Raw genomic sequence first — 22,199 nt, 5'->3', positions numbered from 1 at the left:
GCGCTGTTGTCGGCGCGGTCCCTTTCGCGTTGGGCGGCGATGCGAAGGTCAGCCGGCTTTGAGGGTGGCGATCTCGGTGACGGCGGCGGGTGGGGCGCCGGTGTAGGCGTCGATTGCGTATTCGGCGAGCATGCGTTGCGCGTTGAAGTGGGCGCCGTTGTAAGCGATTGCGCCGCGCATGACATCGGTGTAGGCGTCGGGGCGTTCGTAGTAGAGAGGGACGATCGTGTTTTCGAGTTGGTGGTAGAGTTCGAATGCGGCCCAGGCGTCGTCACCGTCGGTGCGTGCGTCGATCGACCAGCCGGTGACGCCTTCGATCGCGCCTTCGACCCACCAGCCGTCAACGACGCTGAGTGAGGGGACGCCGTTGAGCGCGGCTTTCATCCCGCTCGTCCCCGAGGCTTCGAGCGGCGGGCGCGGGGTGTTGAGCCACAGGTCTACGCCCGAGGTGAGCGCGCCGCCCCAGTTCATGTCGTAGCCCTCGACGAACGCGATCTCGACCGTGCCGTACAGTTCGCGGGAGGCGTCGACGATGCGTGCGATTTGCGCTTTCCCGTCGTGATCGTGCGGATGCGCTTTGCCTGCGAAGACGAGCTGCAGGCCGCCGTAGCGTTCGGCGAGCGCGGTTAGGCGCGCGCGGTCGCGCAGGATCAGGTCGTTGCGCTTGTACGCCGTCGAACGGCGCGCGCAGCCGATCGTGAAGACGGCGGGATCGAGCCGGGGACCGCCGGCCTGTTCGATCCGCGCAAAGAGCTCGCGTTTCGCCGCTTCGTGCGCCGATGCGATCTCGCGCAGCGGAATGCCGATCGCCTGACGCAGCGCGAAGTTGTTGCGGCGCCACGCCGGCAGATGCCGATCGAAGAGGTCGCGGAATGCGGCCGACGTCCACTGGCCCGCGTGCACGCCGTTGGTGATCGCGTCGATCCGATACTCGGGAAACATCGTGCGCGCGACCTCGCCGTGGCGCATCGCAACGGCGTTCGCATAGCGGCTCGCCCGCAGCGCAAGGTGCGTCATGTGCAGCTGCTCGTCGTAGAGCAAGCCCGCCGCGCGCAGCGCGTTCATCCGGTCGTGGCCGAGCACGTCGCCGGCAAGGTCGGTACCGAAGCGGTCGTGACCGGCCGCGACCGGCGTGTGGGTCGTGAAGACGCAATGCTGGCGCACGCGTTCGAGGTCGCGCGTCCGTTCGAGCAGGCCGAGCGCCAGGAGCGCCGCGTGGCCCTCGTTAAGGTGGTAAGTCTCGATGCGGTGCTCGCCGAGCGCCGCGAGGATCGCGACCGTCCCCAGCCCGAGGAGCGCTTCCTGCTCGAGACGATAGCGCGCGTCGCCGCCGTAGAGCCGGCGCGTGAGCGCGCGTGACGCATCGTCGTTCTCGTCGCGGTCGGTGTCGAGAAAGTAGACGGGTACGCGGTGGCCGTCGACGCCCTGCACGAGATAGCGCCACGCGCCGACGGTGACCGCGCGGCCGGAGATCGTGACGGTCGCCGTCGCGGCGAGCCGCTCCATCGTGTCCTCGGGGCGCCAGCTCTGCGGTTCTTCGTGCTGGTGGCCCGTCGCGTCGAGGTGCTGGCGGAAATAGCCCTCGTGATAGAGCAGCGTGACGCCGGCCATCGGGAAGCCCGCGTCGGCCGCGGCGCGGATCACGTCGCCGGCGAGCACCCCGAGGCCGCCGCTGTAGGTGGCGACATCGGACGCAACGGCAATTTCCATCGAAACATACGCGACGCGCGCTTCGGTCATTTCCTTATTCTCGTCTGGTCGTCAAGGGGGCCGTCGAAACGGGGCCTTCGTTGATAGTCGGCGATCCAGTGCCCGGTGCTGAAGAGTCTTCCGCCCCGCCGCACTACACGCAATCGGCCACGCTGGGCCGCCTTGTACAGCCGGTCCGGCGTCCCGGCACCCCGGAAGTCGGCGAGCGGGCGAAGTTCCTCCGTCGCTTCGACGGCGTCGCGCAGCCGTTCGAGCCCGCGGGTCAGCGAACGCGCGACGGAGCGGGCCAGCGGGGCCACGTCGCCGGCGAGCGCCGCACGCAGGGCGCCGTCGTACGAGCGGCGGCCGCGCGCGTCGAAGATCAGCGGCGGCAGGCCGCGCCGGTATGCGAGCAGGTTGGCGACGAGGCGTGCGACACGCCCGTTCGCGTCGGGGAACGGCTGGAGGCGGACGAGCCGCGCGATCGCGCGTGCCAGTGCCGTCGGCGCTGGTTCATCGGCACCGAGTGCCAGCCGGCCGACGTAGCTCTCCGTTTCGAACGGGACCATCCAGTGCGGCGGCGGGACCGTGCCGTCGGCGAGCGGCGGGACGGTGCGGGTGCGCCAGGCTCCGGCGTTCTCGCTCATCCCGCGCGTCGCCAGGCGGTGCAGCGTCCGCAGGTCGGCGCCGGTCACCGGGGTGCGGCGCGTGCCGTGCTGCGCGGCCCAGGCGGCGGCGTCGGCGTATCCGCGGACGATCAGGTAGTCGGTCAAGCGGTGCCCGCCGAGGGCGCGTCCGCGCTCGAGCAGGGCGCGCACTTCGACCAGATCGAGCGACGCGCCGGCGAGCCGGCTGGAGGCCGCGATCTCTTCGAGCCGCAGCGCCGCATAAGCGTCGCGCAGCGCGGTTGAGACCGGGGCGGCGCGGACGAGCGCGGCGAGCGCGTCGATCCGCGCCGCGAGCTGTCCAATCGTCTCCATCGGAGATATGTTGGACAGCGGAGCGCAGCGTTCCGGCTCGTTGGGGCGGTACCCTGAACGCAATGGCCGAGTACCTTACCGCGCTGCGCGAGCGCGTGCTGCTGTTCGACGGAGCGATGGGCACGCAGCTCATGGCCCAGCACCTCCGCGACGAGGACTTCGGCGGAGCCGCCTACCACGGGTGCAACGAGGCGCTCGTCCTCACGCGGCCCGATCTGATCGAGGCGATCCACCGCGATTACTTCGCCGCGGGTGCGGACGTGGTCGAGACGGACTCGTTCACCGCGTCGCGTCTGAAGCTCGACGAATACGGACTGGGCGCCAAGACGCGCGAGATCAACCTCGCCGCGGCGCAGCTCGCGCGGCGCGCCGCCGATGCGTTCGCGACGCCCGAGCGCCCGCGCTTCGTCGCCGGCGCGCTCGGACCGACCGGGATGCTCATCTCGTCGTCGGACCCGGCGCTCTCGAAGATCACCTTCGATCAGCTCGCCGATCTCTATCAGGAACAGGCAGCGGCGCTGATCGAGGGCGGCGTCGATCTTTTGCTGCTCGAGACGAGCCAGGATCTGCTCGAGATGAAGGCGGCGATCGCGGGGATCGTGCGCGGCTTCGATGCGGGCGTGCGCCGCGTGCCGATCCAGGCGCAGGCGACGCTCGACGTCACCGGCCGGATGCTGCTCGGCACCGACATCGCCGCCGTCTGCGCGACGCTCGACGCGCTCCCGATCGACGTGATCGGGCTGAACTGCTCGACCGGCCCGACGCACATGCGCGACCCAATCCGCTATCTGGTCGAGCACTCGCGCTGTTTCGTCAGCGTGATCCCCAACGCCGGCCTGCCGAAGATGGGGCCGAAGGGCGAGACGATCTATCCCGAGACCCCTGACGAGATGGGACGCGAACTCAGCTCGTTCGTCGGCGAACTCGGCGTCAACGCGATCGGCGGCTGCTGCGGCACGACGCCCGAGCACATCGCCGCGTTCCGCAGCGGGCTCGACGCGCTCGCCGCGTCCGGCCGCCGTCCGCGCATCCCCGATCCGCAACCGCTGCAGCTCGCCGCATCGGCGATGACCGCTGTCGCGCTGCGCCAGGAAGGGACGGTGCTGCTGATCGGCGAGCGCGTGAACTCGCAGGGCTCGCGCAAGATCAAACGGCTCCTGCTCGCTGACGACTACGACGAGATCACGCTCGTCGCGCGCGGACAGGTCGAAGGCGGCGCGCATCTGCTCGACGTCTGCACGGCGCTCACCGAACGCACCGACGAAGACGTGCAGATGGCGACGATCGTCAAACGCCTCGCGCAGTCGGTCGAAGCGCCGCTCGTCATCGACTCGACCGAACCGAAGGTCATCGAAGCCGCCCTGAAGATCTACGCGGGGCGCCCGGTGGTGAACTCGATCCATCTCGAGAACGGCCGCGTCAAGATCGATTCGGTGATGCCGCTGGTGAAGGAAGCCGGCGCCGCCGTCGTCGCGCTGACGATCGACGAAGCCGGGATGGCGAAGACCGCGCAGCGCAAGCTCGAGGTCGCCCAACGGATTCACGACATCGTCGTGCACGAGTACGGCCTCCCCGCCGGCGCGCTGATCTTCGACGATCTGACGTTCACGCTGGCGACCGGCGACACCGAGTACATCGACTCGGCGGTCGAGACGATCGAGGGGATCCGCGCCATCAAGCGCGAGTTGCCCGGCGTGCTGACGTCGCTCGGTGTCTCCAACGTCTCGTTCGGTCTCAAGCCGGCGGCGCGGCACGTGCTCAACTCCGTGATGCTGCATCACTGCGTCGAGGCCGGGCTCGACATGGCGATCGTCAATGCGGCGGAGATCACGCCGTATGCCGAGATCGACGCGTACGAACGCGAACTGTGCGACGACCTCGTGCTCAACCGGCGCCCCGACGCGCTCCAGCGCGTCATCGAACACTTCGAAGCGAAGGTCGTCACCGGCGGCGGCGCTTCCGCCGCGGTCGAGGACGACACCGATCAGCCGGTCGAAGTGCGCATTCATCAGGCGATCCTGCGCCGTCGCAAGGACGGCATCGAAGCCAAGATCGACGAAGCGCTCGCGCGCCGCGATCCGGTCGACGTCCTCAACAACGTCCTGCTCCCGGCGATGAAGGAAGTCGGCGATAAGTTCGGCGCCGGCGAACTGATCCTGCCCTTCGTCCTGCAGTCGGCCGAGGTGATGAAGAAGGCCGTCGCGCACCTCGAGCAGTTCCTCGAACGAAAAGAGGGGGTCACCAAGGGCGTGATCGTGCTGGCCACGGTCTTCGGCGACGTGCACGACATCGGCAAGAATCTCGTCGGCACGATCCTCTCGAACAACGGTTACACCGTGCACGATCTGGGCAAGCAGGTTCGGGTCGGGACGATCCTCGACAAAGCGGTCGAGGTGAACGCCGACGCGATCGGCCTCTCCGCGCTGCTCGTCTCGACGTCCAAGCAGATGCCGACGCTGGTGAAAGAACAGGTTTCGCGCGGCTTGGAGTATCCGGTCGTGATCGGCGGTGCGGCGATCAACCGCGACTTCGGACGGCGCACCGCGTTTGCGCCCGACCGTTTCTTCGAGCCCGGCGTCTTCTACGCGAAGGATGCGTTCGAGGGACTCGAACTGCTCGATGCGCTGACCGACGACGTCTCGCGCGCGGCGCTGGTCGAGCGCCTGCGCGGCGAAGCGGAAACGCTGCGGGCGAAGGACACCGGCACGCATGCCGCATCCGCGACTGCGGGGCTCACCGCGCGCCCGGAACTTGGCGACGCCGACGTCCCTGCGCCGCCGTTCTTCGGCGCGCGCACCGTGAAACACGTCGACGTGCGCGAACTGTGGCCGTGCTTCGATCTGCGCTCGCTCTACCGTTTGTCGTGGGGCGCGGCAAACACGAAGGGTGACGAGTTCGACCGGCTCGTCGCCGCCGAGTTCGAACCGCGTCTGCGGCGCTATCAGTCGCTCGCGGAGAGCGGTGCCCTGCTGGCGCCGCGCGTCGTCTACGGCTACTTCCCCGCTGCGGGGAGCGGCGACGACGTCATCGTGTACGATCCGCAGGATCGCGCCCGTGAGATCGCGCGCTTCACGTTCGCTCGTCAGGCCGGCGGCGAGCACTTGTGTCTCGCGGACTACCTGCGCGAACCCGACGGCGGCGCGGCGAGCGACGTCATCGCGCTGCAGGTCGTCACGATGGGGAACGAGCCGGCGGAGCGGATCGAGGCGCTGCAGGCGCGTAACGACTACAGCGAGGCGTACTTTCTGCACGGCTTCAGCGTGCAGTCGGCCGAAGCGCTGGCCGAACGGACGCACCAGCGCGTCCGTGACGAACTCGGCCTGAGCGGCGAGCGCGGCAAACGCTACTCGTGGGGCTACGGTGCGTGTCCGGATCTCTCCCAGCACGAGCTGGTGTGGAAACTGCTCGACGTCGAAAAGGCGATCGGCGCGTCGCTCACCGCGGCGCACCAGATCATGCCGGAGCAGTCGACGGCGGCGATCGTGATCCACCATCCGCGCGCCGCGTACTTCAACGCCGCCGCCGTCCGCGAACTCGCGGCGGTGTGATCGTCCTCGCCGGCCACGGCAGCCGTTCCGCCGAGGCGAACGCGGCGCTCGAAGCGCTTGCGGCCCAGGTCGCCGCGCGGCTCGGATCGCCGGTCGTCCCCGGGTTCCTCGAGATGACCGAGCCGACGATCCCGGCGGCGATCGACGGCGCGGTCGCGGCCGGCGCGCGGCGCGTCGTCGTCCTGCCGTACTTTCTGCACCCGGGGATGCACGTCCGGCGCGATCTGGTGGAGATCGTCGAGGCCGCCCGGGCGCGGCATCCCGGAGTGACGTTCGAACTTTCCGAGTTCCTGGGCGGCCGGCCCGAGATCGCCGACGTGCTGACGTCGCTCGCGCGCAGCGCGCTCGGCTCCGGCTGACAGCGGAAGGGCCGCAGCGCCGCAGGGTGCTCCCGTCACGCAGGCGTACTCAGGCCCGATTCGCTCCCGGTCCCTGGAGTCGTCGTATGCCGCTGCCCCCGTTGATGCGCATCGTCCTCGCCGCCGTCCTGACCGCCGCGCTCGCCGCATGCGGCGGCGGCTCGAGCTCCTCGTCGAGTTCGGGCGACTCCGGCGGCACGATCAAGATCGGCGTCGATCTGCCGGTCAGCGGCGCCGACGCCTCGATCGGCGTCCCCACGCAGAACGGGGTCGTGCTGGCGGTCGAAGAGGCGAACAAGAACGGCTTCGCCGGCGGGAAGTTCAAGCTCGAGGCCTCGCTGCTCGACGACGCCGTGCAGGGCAAACACGACCCGGCCGCCGGCGCCCAGAACGTGAAAACGTTCATCGCCGATTCCGCGGTGCTGGCGATGGTCGGCCCGTTCAACTCGAACGTCGCGAAGTCGGAGATCCCGCTCTCCAACGACGCCGGCCTCGCGCAGATCTCGCCCTCGAACACCAACGACGGCCTGACGATCGGCGACGACGCGAAGAAACTGCGCACCGCGCACCCCGACGTGAACACGTACTTCCGCGTCTGCACGCGCGACGCGAAACAAGGCGCTGCGCTCGCGCAGACCGCCGCGCAGCGCCTCAAGTTCAAGAAGGTCTTCGTGATCGACGACAACGAGACGTACGGCAAGGGGCTCGCCGACGTCTTCGACGCGTCGTTCCGGCAGCTGGGCGGGACCGTGCTCGGTCACGAGCACATCACCGCCAACCAAGTCGACTTCAAGGCCCTGCTCACCAAGGTGAAGTCGCTGAATCCCGACGCCGTGTTCTTCGGCGGCAACACCTCGACCGGGGGCGGGCTGATCCGCCGTCAGATGGCCGACGTCGGGATGGGCAGCATCGCGATGCTCGGCGGCGACGGGATCGGCGACGACGAGTTCGAGAAGCAGGCCGGCGACGCGGCGAACGGCTCGTACATGACGATCGCCGCCCCGGACGCCTCGAAGCTTCCGAGCGCGAAGGACTTCATCGCCGCATATAAGGCACGCTTCAACGGCGACGTCGGCCCGTATTCGGCGAACGCGTACACCGCGGCAAAAATCGAGATCGCGGCGATCGAAAAAGCGATCAAGGACAACGGCGGCAAGATGCCGACCCGCGCCGACGTGCTGAAGAACATCGCAGCGACGACGGACTTTGAGTCGCCGATCGGTAAGGTCGGGTTCGACGCCGCCGGCGACACGACGTCGCCGGTGCTCTCGCTCGACGAGGTGAAGGGCGGCAAACGCGTCGTCATCGACGTGATCACGCTGAAGTCCTGAGTGGAACTCTTCCTCCAGCAGCTCATCAACGGGCTGTCGCTGGGCGGGATCTACGCCCTGATCGCGCTGGGCTACACGATGGTCTACGGGATCATCGAGCTCATCAACTTCGCGCATGGTGACGTCTACACGCTGGGAACGTTCTTCTCGCTGGCGATCCTGACGCTGCTCGGCGTGAGCGGCGTCGTCACCGGCCCGGCGCTGATCGCGATCGTGCTGGTCACGATCGTCGGCGCGATGATCCTGTGCGGGCTCACCGGCGTGATCATCGAGCGGCTCGCATACCGTCGCCTGCGCAACGCACCGAAGCTCGCGCCGCTGATCACCGCGATCGGGATGTCGTTCATCCTCGAGAACCTGATGCTCTATTGGAAGGGCCCCTCGCCGGTGCCGTTCCCCGATCTGCTGCCGAAGGTGCAGTTCGGCGTCGGCGCGGTGACGATCCAGGCGAAGCAGGTGATGGTGATCCTGCTCGCCGTCGTGCTGATGATCGTGCTGCAGAACTTCGTGCAGAACACGCGGCTCGGGAAAGCGATGCGCGCGACGGCACAGGACAAGGACGCCGCGCAGCTGATGGGGATCGACATCAACACCACGATCGCGCTGACGTTCCTGATCGGCTCGGCGCTGGCGGGCGCCGCCGGCTTCGTCTCGGGCGTGTACTACGGCTCGACCTGGTTTTTCAACGGCTTCGCCGCCGGGCTCAAGGCGTTCACCGCCGCCGTGCTGGGCGGGATCGGCAACCTCGCCGGCGCGATGCTCGGCGGTTTCCTCATCGGGCTCATCGAGGCTATGACGACGCAATTCATCGGCGATCAGTGGGCGAACGTGCTGGTGTTTTCGATCCTGGTGCTGGTGCTGATCTTCCGGCCGTCGGGCTTGCTCGGCGAGGCGCTTCCCAACAAAGTATGACGCTGACACCGGGTGCGCGCAACGCGGCGTTCGCGTTCGCGGTCGCGATCGCGCTGCCGTTCATCGGGCACAACGGCGCGTTCACGAACTTCCTGGCCGACGCCGGCGCGTTCGTGCTGCTCGCACTCGGGCTCAACATCGTCGTCGGGTTTGCCGGCCTGCTCGATCTGGGCTACGCGGCGTTCTTCGCGATCGGCTCGTACGCGTTCGCGATGCTGGCCTCGCCGCAGTTCGGGATCCATCTGCCGTTCTGGGTGCTGTTGTTCGTCGCGTCGGGGATCGCCGCGGTGTTCGGGATCCTGCTCGGCGCGCCGACGCTGCGGCTGCGCGGCGATTATCTCGCGATCGTCACGCTCGGCTTCGGTGAGATCGTGCCGCAGACGTTTCTAAATCTCTCGCAATTCACCGGCGGCCCCAACGGGATCGGTTCGCTCGATCAGCCGGTGTTCTTCGGTCTGCGCTTCGGGTTCGACGTCCTGCCGTATTATTTTCTGATCCTCGCGCTGATCGCGCTGGCGGTGTGGGTTGCGAACAACCTGCGGCAGAGCCGGCTCGGACGCGCGTGGATGGCGATCCGCGAAGACGAGCTCGCCGCCGCGCACATGGGGATCAACACGACGACGACCAAGCTCGCCGCGTTCGCGATGGGCGCGTCGTTCAGCGGTCTCGCCGGCTGCGCGTACGCCTCGAAGCTGCAGCTCGTCTCGCCCGATCAGTTCGGGTTCAACGTGAGCGTCTTCATCTTGGCGATGCTGGTGCTGGGCGGGATGGGGAACATCCCGGGCGTGATCCTCGGCAGCGTCCTGCTCTCGGCGCTCGACCGCTTTCTGCTGCCGCAGGGGACGAATCTGCTGCACGGGTTCGCGCACGCGCTCCCGTCCGGTGCGTTTTCGAACGCGCTCGGGCGCGTCGATCTCACCAATTCACGGTTTCTGATCTACGGCGTCATCCTGGTGCTGATGATGCTGTTCCGGCCCGAAGGACTGATCCCCAGCGGCCAGCGCAAGGCGGAACTGCACTCGGCGGATCTCGACGCGCGCGCCGCCGCCGCCGAAGGCGAGCTGTACAGCGAGGCGATCCGCTGATGTCCCTTCGAGAGCTTCAGGACAAGCCGCTGCTCGCCCTCGACCACGTCACGCAGCGTTTCGGCGGTCTGGTCGCGATCGACGATCTGAGCTTCGCGATCGACGAAGGCGCGATCGTGGCGATGATCGGCCCCAACGGTGCTGGGAAGTCCACCGTCTTCAACGTGATTACCGGCATCTACAAGCCGGCGGCGGGGAGCGTCACGTTCGACAGCCGCGATCTCACCGGTGCGACGACGAGCGCGATCACCGCCGCCGGGATCGCGCGCACGTTCCAGAACATCCGGCTCTTCGCGTTCATGTCGGCGCTCGAGAACGTCATGACGGGCGAGCACGCGCGGTTGAAGACCAACCTCGTCGGCTCGCTGCTGCACCCCCCGAGCCAGCGCAGAGAAGAAGTGCGCGCAACCGAACGTGCGATGGAATTGCTCCGCTTCGTCGAGCTCGACGTTTATGCAGGAACGTACGCACGCAACCTCGCGTACGGCTTTCAGCGGCGGCTGGAGATCGCGCGCGCCCTCGCGTCCGATCCGAAACTGCTGCTGCTCGACGAGCCGGCGGCGGGGATGAACCCCAGCGAGAAGCGCGATCTCGTCGCTCTGATCCGCCGCATCCGCGAACGCGGCGTCACCGTCTTCCTGATCGAGCACGACATGAGCCTCGTCATGGAGGTCAGCGAGCGCATCACCGTGCTCGACCACGGCGAGAAGATCGCCGAAGGGCTTCCGGCGGAGATCCGCACCGACCCGAAGGTGATCGAAGCGTATCTGGGAGCGCCTGCAACGTGAGCGCGCTCCTCGAAGTGGAGAATCTCGTCGCGCGCTACGGACGGATCACCGCGCTCGAAGGGATCTCGCTCGCCGTGAACGAGGGCGAGATCGTCACGCTGATCGGCGCCAACGGCGCCGGCAAGACGACGACGCTGCGCGCGATCAGCGGTCTGGTCCGTCCGACGTCGGGAGCGATCCGCTTCGCCGGCCGCGATCTCGCCCGTCTCGCGCCCAGCGAGATCGTCCGCGCCGGGATCGGGCACTCGCCGGAGGGCCGGCGCGTCTTTCCGCGGATGTCGGTCCGCGAGAACCTCGAACTCGGCGCATACACGCGCACATCGAAGGCGGAGATCGCCGACGACACCGAGCGCGTGCTCACGATCTTCCCGCGGCTCAAAGAACGCTACGAGCAGAAGGCGGGAACGATGTCTGGCGGCGAGCAGCAGATGCTCGCGATGGCGCGCGCGCTGATGTCGCGCCCGAAGCTGCTGCTCCTCGATGAACCGTCGCTCGGCCTGGCGCCGAAACTCGTGCAGACGATCTTCGACGTGATCCGCGACATCAACGCGCGCGGCACGACGATCCTGCTGATCGAACAGAACGCTCGCCAGGCGCTGGCCGTCGCGACGCGCGGCTACGTCCTCGAAGTCGGCAAGATCGCGCACAGCGGCGGGTCGGCCGAACTCTCCGCGAGCGAAGCCGTCCGCGCGGCGTATCTGGGCGGCGCGGCGTAGCGTTCGCCGTTGAATGCAGTTAGTGCGCGGCGTCCGCCTGGAGTGCGGCGTCGATCTCTAAGCGGGCCTGCTGCAGATCCTGGATCGCGCGAACGCGGTGACCGCCGTAGTCGCGCTGGTCGCGCTGCAGCTGATCGATGATCCGCTCCAAGCGGCGGCGCACGTTGCGCAGGTTCCGGTCGCTCCCGCGATCGTTGCTCAGGGCGGCGATGGTCGTGTTTTGCGTCGGGGCGGCGAAGGCGAGACCGGTCGTCGAAACGACGATGGCTGCGGCGAGCGCGGTGAATCGGACGTTCATGATGGCTCCTCGGACGACGGTATGAATGCGTGCGCGAACGAGGTTCGCGCCATCGAGCATACCGCCGCTTCGCGCGAGGCGGAAGGCCGTCTCAGCAAACTTTCACGCTAGTCCAGAAAGATGTCGTCGGCCAGCGTCGCACCGGGCGTCACGGCGTAACGCGTGAAGTCGGTCACGCCCTCCGACCGCAGGAGGTCCTCGTCGATGAACGTGTTCCCGGTCCGCGTGCGCGCGTCGCTGATGAGGATCGCGTACGCGGCGTCGGCGACGATCTCGGGCCTGCGCGAGGCGGCGATGACGGCGTCGCCGCCGAGGAGGTTCTGGACCGCGGCGGTCGCGATCGTCGTGCGCGGCCAGAGCGCGTTGGCGGCGATCCCGCGATCGCGGAACTCCGCTGCGAAGCCCAGCGTCAGCAGCGTCATCCCGTATTTCTTGAACGTGTACGCGGGCGCGTCGCCGACCCACTTCGAGTGCAGCGCGATGGGCGGCGAGAGCGTGAGGACGTGCGGGTTCGCCGCGCGTTCGAGATGTCGCAGCGCGGCGCGCGTCACCAGATAGGTCGCGCGCGGACCGATGCCCGTCATCAAGTCGAATGCCTTCGCATCGACCTGCGCGGTGCCGCCGAGCCGGATCGCGCTCGCGTTGTTCACCACGATGTCGATCCCGCCGAAACGCCCCGCGCCGGCATCGACGGCCGCGACGATCTGCGCTTCGTCGCGCACGTCGCAGTGAACGGCGAGGGCCTTCCCGCCGGCGGCCTCGATCTCGGCGGCCGCGGTGTGGATCGTCCCCGGCAGTTTCGGATGCGGCACGACCGTTTTCGCAGCGACGACGACGTTGGCGCCGTCGCGCGCCGCGCGCAGCGCGATCGCCAAACCAATCCCGCGGCTCGCACCCGTCACGAACAGCGTTTTCCCCCCCAGGCTCATCCGCGGGCGCCGGATCCCTGGAAGAACGACGCCATCGCGGCGCGCGCTTCGTCGGAAGCGAGCCGTTCGCGGAACGCCGCGCTTTCGCGCCGGATCGCCGCGACGATCTCGTCGCGATCGCTAGCGATCAGCAGCCGTTTCGTCTCGCGCACGGCCGCGCGCGGTTTCGCCGCGATCGCGGCCGCGACCGATTCGGCGGTCTCGTCGAGTGCGGCGTCGTCGATGAGCGCGGTGACGATGCCGATGGCGTGCGCCGTCTCGGCATCCATCGCCTCGCCGAGGAAGAACGCGGCGCCGGCACGCGCACGCCCGATGCGTCGCGGCAGCAGGACGCTGCTCCCCGCTTCGGGGACGAGCCCCAGATCGACGAACGGCACCTTGAAGCGCGCGGTCGGCGCCGCGTAGACCAGATCGCAGTGCAGGAGCATCGTGGTGCCGACGCCGATCGCGGGGCCGCGTACCGCGGCGACGATCGGGACGTCGGTGGTCGCGAGCGCGAGGAGGAAGTCGAAGACCGGCGCATCGTCCCCGTGCGGAGGGTGATCGAGGAAGTCGCGCAGATCGTTTCCGGCGGTGAACGCGCTGCCGCGCCCCGCGATGAGAATCGCTCCGACGCCGTCCGCCGCGGCCGACGCGATCGCCGCGGCCATCGCGGCATACATCGCCGCCGTCAGAGCGTTCTTCTTTTCCGGCCGGTCGAGGACGACGTGGCGGACGCCGTCGCGGTCGTCGATGGTAATCCCGGGCGTGCTCATCCCGAACGCTCTGCGCGCCGACGGCGGCCTTTCCTGCCGTTGCCTTCGGGTCGCCCGTTGCGCGGGCGGCCGCAGGCCGGTAGAGTGGGTCCGATGGGCGACGATCAGCCGCAAGCTGCAGAGGACGAGCGCGAGAGCGCGCAGGGCGACGACGCGTGCTGGCTGCACCACCTCTGCGACGAATGCGGTGCGCTCGTCTCTGCGCGCGACGGCCATCGGCCGGGCTGTACCGCCGATGCCGCGCACGGCTGATCAGCGCGCAAGGAGCGCGGCGCCTGCGAGCGCCAGCGGTGTCGCTGTCAGACCGATCGCCGCGAACCGCAGCGGCGACATCGCGACGCCTTCGCGGCGCAGGATCGCGAGCCACAGCAGCGTCGCGAGCGAACCGTTGGTGGTGAAGTTCGGCCCGAGGTTCACGCCCGCAAGCGCCGCCGACGCCAGCGCCTGCGGCGGATGCGCGCGGCCGACGTAGGCGCCGAGATCGAGCCCCACCGGCAAGTTGTTGACGACGTTCGACGCAAAGCCCGCGGCGAACGCAACGGCGAGCCGGCCCAGCGGTGCGCTCAGGTGAGCGGCCGACGCGAAGAGTTCGCGCGGAAGCGCACGCGCGCCGGCGGCATCGAGCGCGTCGACGATGACGAAGAGTCCCGCGGTGAGTGCGACGACGGGCCAGGCGATCCCGCGCGCGATCGCGAGCGGCGCATCTGCGGAGCGCAAGGCGGCGACGAGCGCGGCGACGATCCCGAGCCCGAACGCGACCCGCCCCAACGGCCCGCCGAGGGACGCCGTCACCACCAGCGCGACGGCGGCGGCGGCGAGCACCGCGAGCGTCGCCGCGCGCGGTGCGGCGACGCGTCCGTCGTCGACGCGCAAAGGGCTCGCGACGGCACGGCGAAAGATGAGCGCCAGCGCAGCGTAGGTCAGAACGATCGCAACGAGCGAGGCGAGACCGAACGACGTCAGCCACGTTCCCAGCGGCGGCATCCCGTCGGCGAAGAAGAGCAAGTTCGACGGGTTCGCAATCGGGAGCGCGAGGCTCGCGGCGTTGGCGACCAGCGCACACGCGACGACGTACGGCTCCGCGTTCGCGTCGGTGCGGCGCAAGGCCGCGATCACCGCCGGCGTGAGGACGACGATCGTGGCGTCGTTCGAGAGCAGCGCGGTCGTTACGATCCCGGCGCCGTAGACGAGCGCGAGCAGACGTGCGCGCGAACCGCGCGCCGCGCGCACCGCAACCGATGCGATCCACGCGAACACGCCCTCCTCGCGCGCGAACTCGGCGAGGGCCATCATCCCGATCAGAAACAGATAGACGTCGACGCCGCGCGCGAGCGCGCCGGCGGCCTGCGCAGGCGCCAGCGCGCCGCTGAGCACGAGCGCGAGCGCGCCCCCGGCTGCCCACCAAGCCTCGTTCCAGCGAAGCGGGCGCACGATGACGCAGAGGAGCGCGCACGCGGAGAGCGCGACCGTGAGAACGGGCACCGAGCGCTCCTACCCGCGAACGGGCCGGGGCTAACGCCTCAGGCGCTCGCCTTCGAGGGCCAGTAGAGGTGCGCGCCGCCGAACACCGGCAAGCCGCCGACGATCGTCGCGAGGACCTGGTACTCGTCGCTCCACACCGAGAGGTCGGCCCGCTTCCCGGCTTCGATCGTCCCCAACTCGCGGTCGAGGTTGAGCAGGCGCGCCGGGCTGCGCGTCGCCGAGACGATCGCGGTCTCGAACGGGATGTCGGCGTACGCCATCAGGTTGCGCACCGCCTGATCCATCAGCAGCGCGCTCCCCGCAATCGTGCCGTCCTCGGCGCGGACGACCCCGCCTTCGATGCGGTAACCGCTTCCCGCCGGCGGCATGTTGTCGGTGGTGAGGACGAGCCGGTCGTGCAAGGTGCGGTAGAGCAGATCGACCATCGGCGGCGAGACGTGGTAGCCGTCGCAAATCAGCTGCACTGTCGTACGCGATTCTTGGATGAACGCTGCAAGGATCGACGGATCGCGATGATCGAGCGGCGGCATCGCGTTGAACGCATGTGTGACGGTGCGGAAGCCGAGCCCGATCGCGAGCATCCCTTCGCGGTAGTGCGCCGCTGTGTGTCCGGCCGAGCACACGATCCCTTGATCGTAGAAGAAGCGTGCAACCTCGTCGACGCCGTCGGCTTCGGGCGCCATCGTCACCAGCACCAGCGCGCCGCGGCAGGCTTCGACCATCTCCTGCGCGCGCTCCATCGTCGCCGGCAGGATCCACTCGCCGCGGTGGACGCGGCGGAACTTCGGGTTGAGGAATGGTCCCTCGAAGTGGATTCCCAGACACCGCGCCCCGATCGGGTCGCCCTTCTCGACGAGTTCGTTCGCCGCTTCGGAGACTTCGGCGGCGGCGTGCATCATCGATTCCCACGGCGCGGTCATGATCCCGGCGAGATACCCGGTCGCGCCCTGGCGCGCGTAGGCACGCGAAGCCACTTCGACCGCGTTGCCCTGATCGCGGTTGAAGAGGAACTCGTCGGCGCCGTTGGTGTGCACGTCGATGAGCCCCGGCGCGACGAGCGCGCCGTCGGGAGGCTGCAGATCGGAGTGTCCGTCCTCGGACAGGATGCGGGCGATTCTCCCGCGTTCGACGGCGATTCTGCCGTGGGTCAGGCTGCCGTCTCCGAGCGCGATCCGCGCCGGGCCGAGGATATAGGTGTCGGACACGTCCAGCCCGATTCGGGGGTCTTGCGAGCCGGTCCCCTTGCGTCTGCGGGGCCGGTCAGCGGCCTCCGAAGAGGCGTCCCAAGAACGAGCGGCGCTCCGTCGCCTGCTCTTGCACCGGCCGGCTCGCCGCCAGCCGTTCGCGTTCGGCGCGGTCGCGCTCGGCCCGCTCCAATCGCGCCATGTGTTCCTCGGCGTGCCCCTCTAATGTCGAGCGGAGCGCAATGAGTTCGTTCCAGCCGGCCGGGGCGCGCCCGGCGGCTTGCGCCTCGCGGAACTCGAGCGTCGAGATCGTAAAGGTGCGCTGCGGTGCGATCCCGCGTTCGCGCAGGTAGCGGTCGGCCAGCATCACCACGTTGCGGCGCTCGGCGGCGTCCTCGTGATCGGCCATCGTGTGCACGAACGTCATCGCTTTTCCGGTCTCGGCGACGCGGCCGTAGAGCTCGAGTTCGCGGTCGGAGAGCTGGCGGGAGAAGAGCGCGACGACCTCGCTCGCCGCCGACGCTGCGGCCCGCGCGATCTCGGGCGCGAGCGGGAAGCCGGAGTCGAACGCCGGCGCGTGGACGAGGACGAGCTGACGCGGCAGCGACCACGGCGTCTCGATCAGCACCGGCGTCCGGGTCGCGGCCTCGAGCGCATCGCCGAGCGGGATCGCGTTCCAGCCCGCGTCGTCGCCGAGCGCATACGCCTTGTTCTCCGGACCGTACCGCACGTGCACGGGGAAGTGCATCTCGACGTCGCTTCCCTCGTCGGGGAGGACGCGCGCGCCGGCGATCGCGTTGATCAGGCTCGATTTCCCGCGTTTGAACGCGCCGAGCAGGGCGACGCGCCAGCGCTCGGGATGGAGCCCGTGTTCGTAGGTCGACGGGTCGAAGCGGTGTTCGACGGCGACCTGCGCGCGGCCGGCGGCGGGATCGAGCGGGACCGCGGGATCGGCGAGCTCGGCGCGGCCGACGCGGCTCGTGCGTGCGAACGCTTCGGTGCGCGTCTCGATCCGCGTCGCGAGCGCGTGAACTTCGCCGGCGCGGGCGCGCGCGTCCCGTGCTGCTGCGGCACGGTCGGCGCCCGCGGCGTGCGATGCGAGCGCGCGTTCGAGCGGCCCCAGCGATTCGACGCGGACGCGGGGGGCGAGCGCGGCGACGCGCGTTGCCAGCGACGCCGCGATCGCGGCGATCCGCTCGGCGATCCTGTCGACGTAGGCGCCGAGATCGGCATCGAACGCGGCGGCGATCCCGCCTTCGAGATCGGCGAGCAGCTCGCGCTTCATATACGTCCCGGGCGGCCCCGACGCAAAGCGGGTCGCGATCGCGTCGACGAAGCCGACGGCCGGCCCGCCGAGCGCTCCGAGCACGATCGACGAGCGGATTCCCGTCTCGAGGTCGCTGCTCCACGCGCCGCTCGCCGGATCGGCGCCGAACGCCGCCGCCGCGCTCTCGGTGACGGGAAGACGTTCGGCGGCGACGGCATCGAGCAGCAGTGTGAGCGCACCCTCGGCGTCGGCGGCGCGCGCGGCGCCGACGACGTCGGTGGACGCGGCGCGCGCGTCGTGGCGCAGGCGTTTCGCGACGAGCTCGGCGATGTCGGCGGCGAAACGTCCGACCGCGGTCGCGAGGACGTCGTCGACGAGGATGTGGAGTTTCGCGCGGTCGCGCAGCCGCGCGACGTCGGCGGTGTCGAACGCGCGCAGCAGCGTTCGCGCGAGCGCCGCGCGCATCTGCGCGCCCTGCGCGCGCGTCGCCGCAGCGAGCGTCGTGCCGGCGTCGTGCAGACGTTCCTGCCCCGCGTGGGCCGCGGCGTCGAACGCGTCGAGCACGGGCGCGATCGCATCGCGCCGCAGGCGCAGCGCGGCGGCCGGCATCTCGCAGGCCGCAGCCTCGAATGCGAACGCGTCGGCGGCGTGGGTTGCGATCCGCCGCGCCTCGGCGGCGGCGCGGCGCAAACGGGAGCGGCCGGTCGTCGCGACCAACGACGCGTCGAGCGCGGCGAGAAATTCGCGGAAGCGGCTCTGCGCGATCAGCGCGTCGTCGTGCGCTAGCAGACCTTCCGCGTACTCGCGCGCGGAGAGCGGGAAGACCGGCGTTCCCGGCGCGTGCAGGGCGGTCTGCGCGACGATCCGTTGGGCCGCCGCCTGCCACGTCTCGCGAGCCTCGCCGTTCGCCGACCCTTCGCGCATCCGCCAGAGATCGATCTTCGTCTGCACGATGAAGACCGACTCGATATAGCGGCGCACGATCCCCAGAAACGATGCGTCGCCTTCGGTGAACGGCTGCTGCGTGTCGATGAGATAGAGGACGGAGTCGGCGCCGGGGAGATAGCGCAGCGTCGCGCGGCGATGGGCCGGGTTGATCGATGCGAGCCCCGGCGTGTCGGCGACGACGAAGCCGCTCTGCAGGAACGGCGAGTCGACCGTCACGCGCACGAGTTCCGGCGCGCCCGACTCATCGCCGGTCGCGTCGTGCAGTTTCGCTTCTTCGCCGACGGCGACGAAACGCGCGAGGCGTCCGAGCGGAATCCGCTCCTCGCGGCCGCCGGGGTAGATCGCCGTCGCCGACTCCTCGGCGGCGTACTGCAGTTCGGTGATCGTCGCGGTCGAAGGGTTGATGTCCGTCGCGAGCAGGCCGGTGATGCGGCGGCTGCCGGCGCGCTCGTCGAATTGCACCTTGCCGAGCAGCGCGTTGAGCAGAAACGATTTGCCGCTCGAGAATTCACCGACGACGGCGAGGACGAAGCGACCGTCACGCAGGCGTGCGATCGTGCGTTCCAGGGCGGCGTCGTCGGAGTCGGCGTCGTGCCGCTGGTCCGCCGCGGCGGCGACGATGGTGCGAAGCTCGGCCAGGCAGTCCGCGACGTCGTCGCGGGCTGCCCGGTAGGCTTCGAGCGGGTCGGTCACGTCGTCAGCCGGCGATCACCGCGAGCGCCGCGTCGCGTCCGCGCTCCATCAGTTCCTTCGTGTCGCCCTCAACGTTGAGGCGCAGCAGCGGCTCGGTGTTCGACTTGCGCACGTTGAGCCACCAGTTCGGGTACTCTACCGTCACGCCGTCGAGGTGATCGATCGTCCCGTCGCTGAAGCGCGCGGCGATCTCGCGCATCTTCGCGTCGGCGTCGGCGACCTTGGTGTTGATCTCGCCCGAGCGGAAGCGCGTGTTGTAGGGCGCGATCGCCTCGGTGATCGTCTCCCCCTCTTCGCTGAAGAGGTCGAGGCACTGCATGAGCGCGATCATTCCGGAGTCGGCGAACCAGTTCTCGCGGAAGTAGAAATGCCCGCTGTGCTCGCCGCCGAAGGGGATGTTCTGCTCGCGCATCTCGGGCTTGATCAGCGAGTGCCCGACCTGCGATCGCACGGGAATCCCGCCGTGCTTCTCGATCGCTTCGGGGACGCTGCGCGAGCAGATCAGGTTGTAGAGGATCTTCGAGCCGGGATATTTCTTGAGCGTCGCGACGCCCACCGCCGCCGTGACGATGCTTCCGTCCGGAAAGCCGCCCCGTTCGTCGACGATGAACATCCGGTCGGCGTCGCCGTCGAAGGCCGCGCCGAGATCGCAGTGACGTTCGAGCACCGCACGCCGCAGATCGAGCTTGTTCTCGTCCTCGATCGGCGATGCCGGGTGGTTCGGGAACGTGCCGTCGAGTTCGAAGAAGAGCGGGACGACCTTCACTTGCGGCAGATACTTGAAGACGTACGGAACGGTGAGCCCGGCCATGCCGTTGCCGGCGTCGATCGCGATCGTGTAGGGCTTCACCTTCGCGGGGTCGCGGATGAAGGAAACGCAGTGTCGGCCGAAGTCGTCGAGCACCTCGCGGTGCGACACGGTTCCTTTGCGCTTCGCGTCGGTGAACGCGCCCGAGACGGCGAGATCGCGCACCTCGCCGAGTCCCGTATCGAGCGAGATCGCCTGCGCCTGCTCGCGGCAGAACTTCAGGCCGTTGTATTCGGCGGGATTGTGCGATGCGGTGATCATCATGCCGCCGTCGAACCCATAGTGCCCCACGGCGAAATAGAGCGCGTCGGTCGAGATCAACCCGATCTGCGTGACGTCGGCGCCGGCGTCGGTCGCGCCGCGGGTGAGCGCTTCGAGCATCGCTTCGCCCGACGGACGCATGTCGCGCCCGATGCAGATGTTCGTGCGCCCCAGCGCCTGAACGAACGCGCGGCCGATGAGATACGCCACCTCGGGAGTGAGTTGGGAGCCGACGATCCCGCGGACGTCGTAGCTCTTGAAGATCGAGGTGTCGAACGCGTTGGGCATCAGAGCAGGGACCCTCTCAGCGCGGCTTTGCGCTGCACGGCGCGCCGCGCAGCAGCGGCGATCGATGACGCGTCCATCGCGTACTCGGCGATCAGCTCGTGCGGTGAACCGGATTGACCGAAGCGGTCGTGCACGCCGATGAACTCGATCGGAACGGGATGCCGGGCGGCGAGGATCTCGGCGACGCGCGAGCCCATCCCGCCGTGGACCTGATGCTCCTCGACGGTGACGACGGCGCCGCAGTCGCGCGCCGCGGCGACGATCGCCGCCTCGTCCATCGGGCGGATCGTGTGGTTGTTGACGACGCGCGCCGCGATGCCGTCCTTCGCGAGCTCCTCCGCCGCGAGCAGCGCGTCGTAGACGAGGATCCCGCATGCGACGATCGCGACGTCGGTGCCGGCACGGAGCGTCTGCGCGACGCCCAGTTCGAACGGCGTCTCGTCGGTGGTGACGACCGCCGACTCCGCGCGCCCGAAGCGCAGATACGTCGGGCCCCAGGCGGCAGCGACCGCGAGCGTCGCTTTCTTCGTCTGCACCGCATCGCACGGGACGACGACCGTCATCTTGGGGATGACGCGCATGATCGCGATGTCTTCGATCGCCTGATGCGTCGCGCCGTCGGGGCCGACCGAGACGCCGGCATGCGCGCCCGCGATCTTGACGTTCGTCTGGTTGAGCGCCATCGTCGTGCGGACTTGTTCCCACGACCGTCCCGGGTTGAACATCGCGTAACTGGCGATGAACGGGATCTTCCCCGCCGCCGCCAGCCCGGCCGCCATCGCGACGAGCATCTGTTCGGCGACGCCGATCTCGATGTAGCGGTCGGGAAACGCGTTCTTGAACGGCTCCATGCGCGTCGACTCGGCGAGGTCGGCGCAGATCGCGATCACCGCCGGATCGCGCCGTCCCGCCTCGATCAGCCCTTCACCGAAGCCGTTGCGCGTGGGAACCTGCTTGACGGCCTCGGGATTCGTGTAGTCGACCAGGTGCATGGCGGCCGGCGCCGGCGGACTCTGCGTGCTAGACATGCGCCGTCAGCGCTTCACGGCCGGCGGTGAGCTCGCGCAGCGCGGCTGCGGCTTCGTCCGCCTTCGGCGGCTTGCCGTGCCACAGGTAGTCGCCCTCCATGAAGGAGACGCCCTTGCCGGGGACGGTGTGCGCGATGATGACGTGCGGCTTTCCCGCGATGCGGCGAGCTCGTGCTTCGGTCTCGATGAACGCGCTGATGTCGTTGCCGTCGCATTCGTGCACGTCCCAGTTGAACGCGCGGTATTTGTCGGCGAGCGGCTCGAGCGGCATCACGTCCTCGGTGCTCCCGTCGATCTGGATGAAATTGCGATCGACGATGCAGGTGAGGTTGTCGAGCTTGAACTTCGGTGCGGTCATCATCGCTTCGAAGTGCAGACCGCACTGGTGCTCGGCGTCGGAGGTGACGACGTAGACGCGCCCGTCCTTGCCGTCCATCTTCGCGGCGAGCGCCATCCCGGTGCCTTGCGCGAGACCTTCGCCCAGCGGGCCCGACGTCGTCTCCAGTCCCGGCAGGCTCACCCGTTCCGGATGCCCCTGCAGGCGCGTGCCGAACCGCCGCAGCGTCAGTAATTCCTCGACTGGGAAGTAGCCGGCGTACGCCATCGCGCTGTAGCGCACCGGCGCGATGTGCCCGCACGAGAGCAGGAGCCGGTCGCGCTCCGGCCACTCGGGATTCGCCGGATCGTGGCGGAGCACGTGAAAGTAGAGGGCGGTGAAGACGTCCGCCATGTCGAGCGATCCCGCGGAGTGACCCGACCCGGCGGCGAGAAGCGAGCGAACGATGCCCTGACGGACATCGTTCGCATGCGTCTGCAGCTCGACCAGGCGCTTCGGCGTAAGCGAATCCAT

The 22,199-nt window shown here is 69.1% G+C and carries 19 protein-coding genes; 8 read left to right on the top strand and 11 right to left on the bottom strand.

The window, feature by feature from the left end:
- Positions 1-48: 48 nt before the first annotated feature.
- On the bottom strand, positions 49-1,740 hold the full coding sequence (glgP, locus tag WPS_RS12450; RefSeq protein WP_317994806.1) for an alpha-glucan family phosphorylase: 1,692 nt from the start codon (positions 1,738-1,740) through the stop codon (positions 49-51).
- Complete coding sequence (locus WPS_RS12445; RefSeq protein WP_317994805.1) at positions 1,737-2,669, bottom strand: Fic family protein; 933 nt, start codon at positions 2,667-2,669, stop codon at positions 1,737-1,739. The genes glgP and WPS_RS12445 overlap by 4 nt, the downstream gene beginning before the upstream one ends.
- 62 nt (positions 2,670-2,731) lie before the next feature.
- On the opposite strand from WPS_RS12445, the gene metH reads away from it, so the two are divergent.
- From metH to WPS_RS12410, 7 genes are all read left to right on the top strand, one after another.
- Positions 2,732-6,217, top strand: coding sequence for a methionine synthase (gene metH / locus WPS_RS12440; protein WP_317994804.1), 3,486 nt, complete (start codon positions 2,732-2,734; stop codon positions 6,215-6,217).
- On the top strand, positions 6,214-6,576 hold the full coding sequence (locus WPS_RS12435; RefSeq protein ID WP_317994803.1) for a sirohydrochlorin chelatase: 363 nt from the start codon (positions 6,214-6,216) through the stop codon (positions 6,574-6,576). Before metH ends, WPS_RS12435 begins: the two co-directional genes overlap by 4 nt.
- An 86-nt stretch (positions 6,577-6,662) precedes the next feature.
- Positions 6,663-7,907 (top strand): branched-chain amino acid ABC transporter substrate-binding protein, encoded by a 1,245-nt coding sequence (locus WPS_RS12430; RefSeq protein ID WP_317994802.1) that lies wholly within the window; start codon positions 6,663-6,665, stop codon positions 7,905-7,907.
- Positions 7,908-8,819 (top strand): branched-chain amino acid ABC transporter permease, encoded by a 912-nt coding sequence (locus WPS_RS12425; protein WP_317994801.1) that lies wholly within the window; start codon positions 7,908-7,910, stop codon positions 8,817-8,819.
- Positions 8,816-9,904: a branched-chain amino acid ABC transporter permease gene (locus tag WPS_RS12420; RefSeq protein WP_317994800.1), complete on the top strand. Its 1,089-nt coding sequence runs from the start codon at positions 8,816-8,818 to the stop codon at positions 9,902-9,904. Before WPS_RS12425 ends, WPS_RS12420 begins: the two co-directional genes overlap by 4 nt.
- A complete protein-coding gene (locus WPS_RS12415; RefSeq protein ID WP_317994799.1) occupies positions 9,904-10,692 on the top strand; it encodes an ABC transporter ATP-binding protein in 789 nt (262 codons plus the stop codon). The genes WPS_RS12420 and WPS_RS12415 overlap by 1 nt, the downstream gene beginning before the upstream one ends.
- Positions 10,689-11,408 (top strand): ABC transporter ATP-binding protein, encoded by a 720-nt coding sequence (locus tag WPS_RS12410; protein WP_317994798.1) that lies wholly within the window; start codon positions 10,689-10,691, stop codon positions 11,406-11,408. Before WPS_RS12415 ends, WPS_RS12410 begins: the two co-directional genes overlap by 4 nt.
- Before the next feature lie 19 nt (positions 11,409-11,427).
- On the opposite strand, the gene WPS_RS12405 is transcribed toward WPS_RS12410, so the two are convergent.
- The 3 genes from WPS_RS12405 to WPS_RS12395 all read right to left on the bottom strand — a co-directional run bounded on the left by WPS_RS12405 (position 11,428) and on the right by WPS_RS12395 (position 13,390).
- The gene (locus tag WPS_RS12405) at positions 11,428-11,706 is read right to left on the bottom strand and encodes a hypothetical protein (protein WP_317994797.1); all 279 of its coding nucleotides are present in this window, start codon (positions 11,704-11,706) and stop codon (positions 11,428-11,430) included.
- 107 nt (positions 11,707-11,813) lie between these two features.
- On the bottom strand, positions 11,814-12,635 hold the full coding sequence (locus WPS_RS12400) for an SDR family oxidoreductase (protein WP_405054889.1): 822 nt from the start codon (positions 12,633-12,635) through the stop codon (positions 11,814-11,816).
- A complete protein-coding gene (locus WPS_RS12395; protein ID WP_317994795.1) occupies positions 12,632-13,390 on the bottom strand; it encodes an enoyl-CoA hydratase-related protein in 759 nt (252 codons plus the stop codon). Before WPS_RS12395 ends, WPS_RS12400 begins: the two co-directional genes overlap by 4 nt.
- Positions 13,391-13,483: 93 nt before the next feature.
- On the opposite strand from WPS_RS12395, the gene WPS_RS12390 reads away from it, so the two are divergent.
- Positions 13,484-13,642, top strand: a complete 159-nt coding sequence (locus WPS_RS12390; protein WP_317994794.1) for a hypothetical protein — start codon at positions 13,484-13,486, stop codon at positions 13,640-13,642.
- Here the strand turns inward: WPS_RS12390 and WPS_RS12385 are convergent, their stop codons facing one another.
- The 6 genes from WPS_RS12385 to WPS_RS12360 are packed head-to-tail and all read right to left on the bottom strand — an operon-like array spanning position 13,643 to position 22,199.
- On the bottom strand, positions 13,643-14,872 hold the full coding sequence (locus WPS_RS12385; RefSeq protein ID WP_317994793.1) for an SLC13 family permease: 1,230 nt from the start codon (positions 14,870-14,872) through the stop codon (positions 13,643-13,645). It lies immediately after the preceding gene.
- A 38-nt stretch (positions 14,873-14,910) separates the two neighbouring features.
- Positions 14,911-16,077: an N-acetylglucosamine-6-phosphate deacetylase gene (gene nagA, locus WPS_RS12380; RefSeq protein WP_317994792.1), complete on the bottom strand. Its 1,167-nt coding sequence runs from the start codon at positions 16,075-16,077 to the stop codon at positions 14,911-14,913.
- 55 nt (positions 16,078-16,132) lie between these two features.
- Positions 16,133-18,964: a dynamin family protein gene (locus tag WPS_RS12375; RefSeq protein WP_317994791.1), complete on the bottom strand. Its 2,832-nt coding sequence runs from the start codon at positions 18,962-18,964 to the stop codon at positions 16,133-16,135.
- A 4-nt stretch (positions 18,965-18,968) separates the two neighbouring features.
- Entirely contained in the window at positions 18,969-20,321 is a 1,353-nt protein-coding gene (locus WPS_RS12370; protein ID WP_317994790.1) for a phosphohexomutase domain-containing protein, read from the bottom strand.
- On the bottom strand, positions 20,321-21,349 hold the full coding sequence (locus WPS_RS12365; RefSeq protein ID WP_317994789.1) for a transketolase family protein: 1,029 nt from the start codon (positions 21,347-21,349) through the stop codon (positions 20,321-20,323). The genes WPS_RS12370 and WPS_RS12365 overlap by 1 nt, the downstream gene beginning before the upstream one ends.
- Entirely contained in the window at positions 21,342-22,199 is an 858-nt protein-coding gene (locus WPS_RS12360) for a transketolase (protein ID WP_317994788.1), read from the bottom strand. The genes WPS_RS12365 and WPS_RS12360 overlap by 8 nt, the downstream gene beginning before the upstream one ends.

It is taken from the genome of Vulcanimicrobium alpinum, from assembly GCF_027923555.1.
Taxonomy (GTDB): Bacteria; Vulcanimicrobiota; Vulcanimicrobiia; order Vulcanimicrobiales; family Vulcanimicrobiaceae; genus Vulcanimicrobium; species Vulcanimicrobium alpinum.
The sequence above is the reverse complement of the archived record's forward strand: the minus strand, read 5'-3'. Positions and strand labels throughout refer to the sequence as shown.